This is a genomic window from Candidatus Igneacidithiobacillus taiwanensis (assembly GCF_031962545.1).
Classification (GTDB): domain Bacteria; phylum Pseudomonadota; class Gammaproteobacteria; order Acidithiobacillales; family Acidithiobacillaceae; genus Igneacidithiobacillus; species Igneacidithiobacillus taiwanensis.
This window is the reverse complement of the sequence record NZ_JAVRKK010000095.1, coordinates 1-8,814: the sequence shown is the minus strand read 5'-3', so window position 1 is coordinate 8,814 and position 8,814 is coordinate 1. Positions and strand designations below refer to the sequence as shown.

Annotated in this window: 8 protein-coding genes and 1 pseudogene; 8 read left to right on the top strand and 1 reads right to left on the bottom strand. The window is 64.2% G+C overall.

What is annotated here, in order from left to right; all coding sequences use genetic code 11:
- Positions 1–933 (bottom strand): 16S rRNA (cytidine(1402)-2'-O)-methyltransferase (gene rsmI / locus RTI30_RS10600; protein ID WP_312274856.1); only part of this gene is annotated, 933 nt, incomplete at its 3' end.
- Between the two features lie 39 nt (positions 934–972).
- Between rsmI and RTI30_RS10595 the strand changes: the two genes are divergently transcribed.
- The 8 genes and pseudogenes from RTI30_RS10595 to RTI30_RS10560 form a co-directional block, all read left to right on the top strand.
- Positions 973–2,802 carry a penicillin-binding protein activator gene (locus RTI30_RS10595; RefSeq protein ID WP_312263282.1) on the top strand — a complete coding sequence of 610 codons (1,830 nt, stop codon included), beginning with the start codon at positions 973–975 and terminating at the stop codon, positions 2,800–2,802.
- A 3-nt stretch (positions 2,803–2,805) separates the two neighbouring features.
- Complete coding sequence (locus RTI30_RS10590) at positions 2,806–3,171, top strand: YraN family protein (RefSeq protein ID WP_312263283.1); 366 nt, start codon at positions 2,806–2,808, stop codon at positions 3,169–3,171.
- The gene (locus RTI30_RS10585) at positions 3,168–4,235 is read left to right on the top strand and encodes an SIS domain-containing protein (protein WP_312263284.1); all 1,068 of its coding nucleotides are present in this window, start codon (positions 3,168–3,170) and stop codon (positions 4,233–4,235) included. The genes RTI30_RS10590 and RTI30_RS10585 overlap by 4 nt, the downstream gene beginning before the upstream one ends.
- Complete coding sequence (locus RTI30_RS10580) at positions 4,232–5,620, top strand: FAD-linked oxidase C-terminal domain-containing protein (RefSeq protein WP_312263285.1); 1,389 nt, start codon at positions 4,232–4,234, stop codon at positions 5,618–5,620. Before RTI30_RS10585 ends, RTI30_RS10580 begins: the two co-directional genes overlap by 4 nt.
- A complete protein-coding gene (locus tag RTI30_RS10575; RefSeq protein ID WP_312263286.1) occupies positions 5,617–6,387 on the top strand; it encodes an RMD1 family protein in 771 nt (256 codons plus the stop codon). The genes RTI30_RS10580 and RTI30_RS10575 overlap by 4 nt, the downstream gene beginning before the upstream one ends.
- Entirely contained in the window at positions 6,324–7,490 is a 1,167-nt protein-coding gene (waaF, locus tag RTI30_RS10570; protein ID WP_312263287.1) for a lipopolysaccharide heptosyltransferase II, read from the top strand. The genes RTI30_RS10575 and waaF overlap by 64 nt, the downstream gene beginning before the upstream one ends.
- Before the next feature lie 53 nt (positions 7,491–7,543).
- The gene (locus tag RTI30_RS10565) at positions 7,544–7,972 is read left to right on the top strand and encodes a cation-transporting P-type ATPase (protein ID WP_312283745.1); all 429 of its coding nucleotides are present in this window, start codon (positions 7,544–7,546) and stop codon (positions 7,970–7,972) included.
- Positions 7,973–8,174: 202 nt separating this feature from the next.
- Positions 8,175–8,814, top strand: a pseudogene (locus RTI30_RS10560) (DDE-type integrase/transposase/recombinase); the annotation flags it as partial.

The window sequence follows — 8,814 nt, the reverse complement described above, 5'->3', positions numbered from 1 at the left end:
ACCCGGTAAAACCCCCGGATCCGGTACCCGACATGTTGAACCTGCATGGCACTCCTCCCTCGCCAAAGAAGTGCCAAAGGTTTGTGAACTTATGCAGGCAAGGGCGCGCTGGTATAAGCGGCGGTGGGGTAAGGCGCTTTGTGCTTCGGCAATGCGCACAGCCTGCGCCAGGGGTAGCTCGGCAAGCAGGGGGCGCAGCAGCTGGTCGAGATCGGCTTCCGCGGCTGCGCTGGCTGCCGCTCCGGCCACCACCAAACACATCTCGCCGCGCTGGCGCTCCGGGTGGGCGTTGAGGGTGGCAAGAATTTCCCCCAAGTTCTCGCCAATGCCCTCCTCGTGGAGCTTGGTCAGCTCGCGCGCCAGCACCGCGCCGCGCTCGGCGCCGAACCGATCGCACATTTCTTGCAGGGTATCCAGAATGCGATGGGGTGCCTCGTAAAAAACCAAGGTGCGGGTCTCTTGCGCGAGTTCCTGTAAACGCTGTTGGCGCGCTCCGCTCTTGGCGGGCAAGAAACCTTCGAAGCAGAAGCGGTCGGTGGGCAACCCGGCCAAGGCAAGGGCGGCGAGGAGCGCGGAGGGACCAGGGATGACGGCAATCCGCACGCCGGCCCGACGGAGCTCGCTAACCAAGGGATAGCCGGGATCGGAGATGAGCGGCATGCCGGCATCGGAAATCAGCGCCAGGTGCTCACCGGCGGCGAGCCAGGCGAGAATGCGCGGAATCTGCTCGCGCTCGTTGTGCTCGTGCAGGGGCTCGGTACGCGGCTGCAGGCCGATGCTCTGAAAGAGGCGTTGGGCGTGGCGGCGATCTTCGACCAAAATCCGGTCGGCCTCGCGCAGCACGCGCTGGGCGCGCGGCGAGAGATCCTCCAAATTGCCGATGGGTGTGGCGACGATATCCAACTGGCCACGAGTGATTTCTGCCCTTTCCATCTAATTGCGCACCTGCGGTCTTCTCCCTACACTCTTTCCATGTTCAAACGCTTCCTTTCCACTGCCTCTACCTTCGGGCGCTGGCCCTTGGCGCTGCTGCTGGCAGCGCTGCTCAGCGCCTGCGCCAGTATGCCACACTCCATTGGGGAGGAGAGCCACAAGCACCCATCGGCGCCGGCGCCTGCACCCGTTGCCGAAATCAGTCAGGCGCAGGAAGCCGACCAGCTACTGGCGCAAGGCAAGGATCTTGCCGCGGCCAAGGCCTACATCGAAGCCGCGGCGGCAAGCGGCGCCGACAAGCAGCTCGACTATCTGAGCAAGGCTGCCCAGGCCTCGCTGGCGGGCAACCGACCACAAGTGGCGGAATTGTTGAGTGCCGAAGTCTTACGCCTGAGCCGGGAGCCCGCGCAACGCGCCGAGGCTCTTTGGATACAAGCGCAAGCCTATGAGCGCGATGGGCAGACCAAACTCGCGCGCGGCGCTCTGGCGAGTTTGATCGCCATCGACACGGTCTCCCCGGAGCGCCGTGCCGAGGCGATGGGAAGGCTGGCAAAGATCTATGAGGCCGAGAATCACGATCTCACCGCCCTGGATTTCTTGGTCAAGCGCGACGCGCTGCTCACCGGGGTCGCCAAGGCCGAGAATCGCCGCCGCATTCATGCCCTCCTCGACGCCCAGAGTTCGGCAAAACTGCGCAATTGGCGCGGTCGCAGTGGCGATCCGGTGGTGCAAGAATGGCTGGCGTTTGCGCTCATTGCCCGCGAGCACGTTGAGCCTGCCAATCGGCAAGCCGCCTTTGCGGCCTGGCTGCAGGCACATCCGGGGCACCCCGATATCCATTACGACGACGCCAGCGCCAACAACCGTGCCGCGGTTCTGGCACGGGGTGCCATTTGTACCCTGCTTCCCACCTCCGGCCGTTTTGCCAGCGACACCACCGCCTTCGTCGCAGGCCTGCAGGCCGCGGCGCAACAAGAGGCGGGGCCAGCCATCTATCAATTGAGCGACAGCAGCGATCCGGCCCTGAATGCCACCGAATACGCTGCCGGGGTGGAGGCCGGTTGCGCCGCCTTCGTCGGCCCCGCACTGCCGCAAGATATCAATGCCGTGCTTGGCGCCAGACACCCGAGTAATCCGCCCATTCTGCTCCTTGGGGCGGCACAGCCCCACTCGCAGCCCGGAGTCTACGACTTTGACATCAGCCTGCGGGTGACCGCTCGCCAAGTGGCGGAAGACGCGCTACGGGCGGGCTATCGCCAGGCGGCCGTGCTCTATCCCCTCGATGCCGAAGGGGCCGACATGCAGGCGGCCTTTCTCGAGGCGTGGAAGAAGGGTGGCGGCAGCGTGGTGGGAGTCGCGCACTATCGCGATGGCGACACTGCCAGCGCCGTGCAGCGAGCCCTCGGCGTCGCACCATTGGGTGCCAAGACTTTTGTCTTTCTCGTCGCTCCTGCGCAGCGCCTCGCCGACATCATCAGCACGATTCGTGCCCAAACGACGCAGCCGATTCTGCTGGCAGGCATTCCCACCTTTGCCGCAGAGCAGTCCACCAGTATCAGCGATGCTCGGGTCTATGCCTTGGGTTCGCCTTGGGTCTTCGATCCCCAAATTGCCGGTGGTCCGGTAGCACAGGCAGTACGCCAGAGTCTGCCGCAGGCGAGTGCCGCCCAATGGCGAATGGCCGGCCTCGGCGCCGAGGCTTACGGCCTAGTCGCCAAGATCCTGCATATCGCCAAGCCTGCAGGCGCCTCGCCAACGGGGGCCCTCAGCGATCCGCATACCTTGCAAGAGAACAACAAGCGCGACCTACGCTGGGTACGTTGGCATAATGGCAACATCGAGGTTCTGCCCGCCCTGCCGGAGCCGTGAGCGATGCCGTCCCCAACCCAACAAAAAGGCAAGATCCACGAGGCGCGGGCGCAGGCCCTGTTGCAGGCGCGAGGGATGCAAGCAGTGGAGCAGAATTTTCGCTGTCGCTCGGGAGAAATCGATCTCATCGCCCAAGACCGGGATAGCCTCGTCTTTGTGGAGGTGCGCAGCCGCGCCCACGATCGCCAGGGCAATGCCGCTGCCAGCATCGGGCCGCGCAAGCAACAGCGCATCATCCGCGCCGCCCAGGTCTATCTGCTGCGCCATCCCCAGTACCAGAGCTGGCCCTGTCGCTTTGACGTGGTGAGCTTTGACGGCAACGAAGAGGGCGAGTGGATTCGTGACGCCTTTCAGGTGCCCTACCGATGACGACCTCCATTTTTTGGCAAAATCAACTCGCAGAGCATCGTGCCCTGCTGGCGGACTTGGACGCCTTGGCAGGACCCTGCCGACGCGCCGAAGAGAAGATTTGGCAGACCCTACAAGGTGGCGGAAAGCTGCTCTGCTGTGGCAACGGCGGCTCGGCGGGGGACGCCCAACACATTGCTTCGGAACTGGTCAACCGCTTCGAGGGTTGGCGGCGCCCCCTGCCAGCCATTGCCCTGGCCTGCGACGGCGCGGTGCTGACCTCGATTGCCAATGATCTTGCCTACGAGCAAGTCTTTGCCCGCCAAGTGGCGGCCCTGGGCCAAGCCGGAGACGGCTTGCTGGTTTTCAGCACCTCGGGCAACTCGGCCAATATCCTTGCTGCCGTGCGTGCCGCCCAGGAGCGCGGCCTGTGGATCCTCGCCTTTACCGGCCGGGATGGCGGCGCCTTGGCGCCGCTGCTGCGCCCGGGCGACGTCGAGTTGCGGGTAACGCACGAGCGCACCGCGCGTATCCAGGAAGCGCATTTGCTGCTCATCCACAGCCTCTGCGCGGCCATCGACGCGCAAGCAGCAACACCGCAGGCGGCAACTCTCGACGACAAGATCATCAACGACTGGGGGCAACTTGCCGCACGTGTGGCCGCACGGCGGCCCCTGGTCTTCAGCAATGGCGTCTTCGACATTCTGCACCGGGGGCACGTGCAATACCTGCACGAGGCGCGCGCAGAGGGGGCTTGTCTGGTCCTCGCCGTCAACAGCGACGAATCGGTGCGACGACTCGGCAAAGGTGCCGATCGCCCCATCAATAGCCTGGCCGATCGGCAGGGGGTGCTCGCCGGCCTCGCCGCTGTCGACTTCGTCACCTCCTTTACCGACGACACCCCCCTACGCCTGATCGAAACCCTGCGGCCCGATGTGCTGATCAAAGGCGGCGACTGGCCCGTTGAGAAGATTGTGGGTGCCGCCGAGGTGCTCGGCTGGGGTGGGCGGGTGCTGAGCATCCCCTTCCGTCATCAGCGCAGCACCAGCGCCCTGTTGGCACGGATTCGTGAGCGCCAGCCATGAGCGAAGACGCCATTGCCGCCCTCAAGGCCAGCCTGGGTGCGGAACGTGCCCGCGACGATCTCGCCACCCGCAGCCTCTACCGTAGCGACGATACTCCAGAGGAGCATCTGCCCGCGGTGGTGCTTTTTCCGCACAGCCACGAGGAGGTGCAGGCCATCGTCCGCATCGCCGGCCGCCATCGGCTGCCGCTCACCCCGCGCGGAGCGGGTTCGGGGAATGTGGGCGGTGCCTTGCCGGTGCAGGGAGGTGCCGTGCTTTCCTTTGAATGCATGCAAAAGGTGCTCGAATATTCTCCGGCGGAGCGCCTGATTCGCGTGCAAAGCGGCTGCATTACCGGCGAAATCGACCGAATCGCGAGCCGCGATGGCCTCGCCTATCTCCCCGACCCCGGCAGTAGCCCGTATTGCCGCATTGGCGGCAACTTGGCCATGAACGCTGGCGGCCCGCATGCGGTGAAATACGGCGTCACCCGTGATCACGTCCTCGCCTTGCGGGCGGTGACCGGGCGGGGGGAAACCCTCGATACCGGCGTGCGCACCAGCAAAGGGGTGGTCGGCTACGATCTCACCCGCCTGTTGGTGGGCAGCGAAGGCACCCTTGCCCTCATCACCGAAGCCACGCTGCGCCTGCTGCCGCGCCCCGCTGGCCGCGCCCTGCTGCGTGCCGCCTTCACCCACAGCCGCGACGCCTGCGCCGCCGTCAACCGGGTAATGCAGCAAGACCTGCTACCGAGTGCCGTCGAGTTCATGGATGCTCGTGCCCTGCAAGCGGTGCGCAGCATGGGCGCGGCGGCGTCCTTGCCGGCAGCGACCCAAGCCCTGCTGCTGGTGGAAGTCGATGGCGAACTCGAGAGCCTGCCCCGGCAACTGACTCGCATGGCGGCGGCCCTCGACGGCGCTGGCCTGCTGCAATTGGAGCAGGGCCAAGACCCCGATGCCATCGCCGCCCTGTGGACGGCACGCAAGGCGCTGTCGCTGGCCACCAAGGCGATGGCGCCGCGCAAAATCAATGAAGACGTCGTCGTTCCCGTGCCTCGTCTCTGCGAACTCCTGACCGAGATCGAAGCCATTGCCACCGAGGAGCGGCTGCAGATCGTCAGCTTTGGGCATGCCGGCAACGGCAATCTGCACGTCAATTTCTTGGTGGACCCTGCCGACCACGGCGAGATGCAGCGTGCCCAGCGCGGTCTCGATCGGCTATTCCGCAAAGTCCTTGCCTTGCAAGGGACTCTTTCCGGCGAACATGGCATTGGCAGCGTCAAGCGAGCCTTTGTTGACCGCGAGCTGGACCCCGTCAGCCTGCGGCTGCAGCGCCACATCAAGGAACTCTTCGACCCCTTTGGTATCCTCAATCCCGGCAAGCTCTTTCCTGATCTGCCCGCATGAAAACCCTCCTGCATGCCATCCAGCCGGTGCGACAGATTCAGCTCAAGGGTTGGGCTGAGTGCTTCGACATGGAGCGCGTCTACGAAGGTCCCTCGCACCGGCTGCTACGCGAGGGCGAGACACGGGTGGTGCTCTTTCGCTCCGGGGTCATTTGCTTTTATGAAGCGGGGCCGGCTTTGCAGGCACGCATCATGGCAGCGGTGCAGGCGCATTTTCCCGTCGTCGACAAGGTCAATGTCGAGGAGATCGAGCTGCGCCTGAGCGAGCGCGACGGTGTCGGCAAAGAGGCGGTGCAGCTGCGGCAAATCGACGACGAACGGCTCTTTCTTGTGGCCCTGCGCCTCGCCCAGAGCTTGGCCTTGGAGATGCACGAAGAGGCCGTCGAAAACCTCCTCGAAACCACCCTCAACCTCCTCTCGGAAGTGACCCGCAGCGGCCGCCTGCCGGGTCGGCGGGGCGGTTACTTGCGCTTTCTCGCCTCGACCTCGGCAACCCGCACCGAGATCCTTTCTCGCCTGGCGGTGCTCGATAACCCCGACATCGTCTGGGAGACGCCCGGCCTGGAATTGCTGTCGCGGGAGCTTTCCGCCGATCTCGAATTGACCAGCCGTTTTCGCGCCCTCGACGAAAAGCTCGACGCCATCCGTGAGGGGCTGGAGGTAATCGTTGTCGCCAGCCGCCATGAGCGCGAAACGATTTTGGAATGGATCATCATCGTCCTGATTACGGTAGAATTGCTCGTCATGTTGGCGGGGTACCTGTGGTGAACGAGGCGGAAGAATTTTCTCTGGACTTGCAAGACCGGGTGCACACTGGCAGCGGGCGTATGACTCGCCTGGCACGCAGCAACGACCCTGCACAGGTTCTGGTGATTGGCCCCTCCTGGGTAGGCGACATGGTCATGGCGCAGGTGTTGTTCCAGATCATGCGCCGGCGCTGGCCGCGGGTGCAGATCGATCTCCTTGCCCCGCCAGCGAGCAGCCCCCTGGGCGAGCGCATGGCCGAGCTGCGCCAAGTCTATACCCTAGAAATCCCGCACGGACGACTAGGCCTGGCCGCACGGCGGGCAATGGCCGAGCGTCTGCGTCCAATCGAGTATGACTGGGCCATCTGCTTGCCCAATACCTTCAAGTCCGCTCTCATCCCCTATTGGCTGCGTATTCCCGTGCGTAGTGGCTTCAAGCGCGAGTTCCGCGGCTGGCTCCTCAACGACGCCCATCGCCTGCAGCGTCGAAAGCTACCACGTACCGTCGACCAGTATGTTTCTCTTGGTCTGCCGCCACGCCTGCCCCATCCGCATTTCCTGCCGCCGCCGCGCCTGCAGGTGGACACCCTCGCCCGCGATCTGGCCTGCAAGGAACTCGGTCTGCCTGCAACTGCAAGGCCGGTGGCCCTGGCACCCGGAGCAGAGTACGGCCCGGCCAAGCGCTGGCCTCTGCGCCATTGGATTCGTTTGGCTACCGAGCTCGTCGCGGCAGGACATGCCGTCTGGCTCTTTGGCAGCCCCAAGGATGCCCCCATCACCCGCGAAATTGCCGCCGCCGTGCCCGCCGTCGTCGATCTCGGCGGCCGCACCAGCCTGTTGCAAGCACTCGATCTCTTGTCCCTGGCGCCGGTCACGGTAAGCAACGATTCCGGGCTCATGCATGTGGCCGGCGCCGTTGGTAGCCGAGTCGTCGCCCTCTACGGTCCGACCTCGCCACTCATGACTCCCCCGCTCTCGCCTGGGGCGCAAATCCTCCGGCGGGAAATCTCCTGCAGCCCTTGCGGTAAGCGCGAGTGCCCGCGGCAACACCACCGCTGCATGGAAGAGCTGGAGTCGGGCCCGGTGGCCGCACAAGTAGAGCAATTGCTCGCCGCAAGCGCGTAGCAAAAGAGCTTTCCCTCTTTTATACTGCTGTCAGGGCCTCTGGGAGCGTAGAGATGGGCGAGTTCGACCTGCCAGTCGATGTGTATCGTCTCGACGAAACCGAGGTCTTGCGCGCGCTGGAAACGCGGATTGCGGGATTGCACTCGACGGAGGCCAGCGAGCGGCTTGCGCGGTTTGGCGCCAACCGTCTCCCCTCCCGCCCCGGCCCCACTTGGTTGCAGCGTTTTCTTCGCCAATTTCAGGATCCCCTGATTTACGTCCTGCTCGCTGCCCTGGTCGTTACCGTGGCCCTCGGGCATTTTCTCGATGCGGGCGTCATCCTCGCCGTTCTCCTGATCAACGCCCTCATCGGCATCCTGCAAGAGGGGCAGGCGGAAAAAGCCCTGGCCTCCATTCGGCGCATGCTGCGCCTGCAGACGCAAGCCTTGCGGGATGGCGCTGTCAGCGGCCACCAATATGGCGCCATTTCAGGGTCGGCATAATGGCGCCACTCTAGGGTCGGCATAATGGCGCCACTCCAGGGTCGGCATAATGGCGCCATCTGAGGGTCGCTGTAATGGCGCCACTTCAGGGTCGGCATAATGGCGCCACCAACGATGCCTGAATAAGGGTCTCGAACTTCGATTGGATCCGTTATCGTCCTCAGCTTTTGAGGAGGTGACCATGAGCAACAGGAGGTTCGAGATGTTTACCATTCGCCAGATATTGGTACGGATGCGCCAGGGGGACACGGACCGGGAGATTGCCCGGTCTGGCCTCATGGGCCGTAAGAAGCTGGGTGCTTTGCGTCGTGACGTTGCCCAGCGGGGTTGGCTGGATGCCCATCAGCCTCTGCCAGACGATGCGGAGCTGGCAGCCGCGCTGCAGCATCGGGCTCAGCCTGCATCAACGCAGCATGGGTCTTCCCTGAAGCCCTTTGCAGCCCAGATCGCTCGGTGGGTAGCGGAAGGCATTCAGGGTACCACCATTCACGCCGCATTGGTCCGCAATCATGGTTTCACTGGCAGCTACTCCGCTGTCAAACGGATGATCCGCCGGATGACACCAGCCACGCTGCCCAAGGCCACCATGCGTCTCACTTTTGCCCCCGGTGAGGCTGCCCAGGTGGACTTCGGTGCCGGCCCGGAGTTGGTAGACCCCGCCACCGGCGAGATCCGCAAGACCTGGTTTTTCGTGATGACGCTTTGCTGGTCACGGCACCAGTATGCCGAGATCGTCTGGGACCAGAAGGTCATGACGTGGCTTGCCTGCCACCGGCATGCCTTCCAGTGGTTCGGTGGGATTCCTGATCGGATCATCATCGACAACGCCAAATGCGCCATTA